Raw genomic sequence first — 1,212 nt, 5'->3', positions numbered from 1 at the left:
TGACCTGCCACGAGATTTTTCCTCCATCGTCGATTAGAGTCCGACCTAACCGGAGGACGGACGATGAAACGAGCGAGATTCACGGAAGAGCAGATCATCGGCATTCTGGCCGAGCATGAAGCGGGCGCGAGATGTGCAGACTTATGCCGCAAGCACGGTATGTCGGAGGGGACCTTCTACAACTGGAAAGCCAAGTTCGGCGGTATGACGGTGTCGGAGGCGAAGCGGTTGAAGGCGCTCGAGGACGAGAATGCCAAGCTGAAGAAGCTATTGGCCGAGCAGATGCTCGACCTGGCTGCGATGAAGGAACTGGTTTCAAAAAAGTGGTGACGCCCGCCGTGAAGCGCGAGGCGGTCGCGCATCTGAAGGCCTTGCTCGGGCTGTCTGAGCGGCGGGCATGCCGACTTGCGGGTGCGGATCGCACAATGATCCGATACCAGGCGCAGCGCGCTCCCGATTCGGTGCTGCGCGACCGACTACGGGCGTTGGCCAACGAGCGCCGACGGTTCGGCTATCGGCGGCTCTTCGTTCTGCTGCGTCGCGAGGGCGAATCATCCGGGATTAACCGGATCTATCGGCTCTACCGCGAGGAAGGGCTGACGGTGCGCAAGCGAAAAGCCCGACGCAAAGCCGTCGGAACACGGGCGCCAATTCTTGTCGAGGCACGCGTCAATGCACGGTGGTCGCTGGACTTCGTGCACGATCAGTTGATTGACGGGCAGCGCTTTCGAGTGCTCAACATCGTCGATGACGTCACGCGGGAATGCCTTGCCGCGATCCCGGACACCTCGATATCCGGGCGCCGAGTGGCACGTGAGCTGGCGGCGCTGATCGAGCGGCGCGGAAAGCCCGGAATGATTGTCTCGGACAACGGCACGGAGCTGACGTCCAACGCGATCCTGAGCTGGTGCGCCGAGCACCAAATCGAATGGCACTACATCGCACCGGGCAAGCCCATGCAGAATGGTTTTGTGGAGAGCTTCAACGGTCGGATGCGGGACGAACTCCTCAACGAGACCTTGTTCCGTAACCTGGCTCACGCGCGGGTTGTAATCGCTGCCTGGGCGAATGATTACAATACGGAACGTCCGCACTCGGCCCTGGATTACCAAACCCCGGTGGCTTATGCGCAGACGCTGACAGCTGCACGAATCGACACGAAGACTAACGGGACTCAAATAGCCGCTGGATGAAAGTTCGGTGGCAGGTCAG

1 protein-coding gene is annotated in these 1,212 nt (G+C 60.4%); it reads left to right on the top strand.

Annotated elements, in window-relative coordinates; translation table 11 throughout:
• Positions 1 to 63: 63 nt before the first annotated feature.
• Positions 64 to 1,193 (top strand): IS3 family transposase gene (locus MHM84_RS21380; RefSeq protein ID WP_239269101.1). Its coding sequence is split into 2 segments (ribosomal slippage): positions 64 to 316 and positions 316 to 1,193, totalling 1,131 coding nucleotides; the frame shifts between segments, so codons are not numbered across the junction.
• Positions 1,194 to 1,212 lie beyond the last annotated feature (19 nt).

Origin of the sequence: Halomonas sp. McH1-25 (assembly GCF_022348165.1) — a bacterium.
Lineage (GTDB): Bacteria > Pseudomonadota > Gammaproteobacteria > Pseudomonadales > Halomonadaceae > Modicisalibacter.
This window is presented reverse-complemented; position numbering and strand designations above follow the sequence as displayed.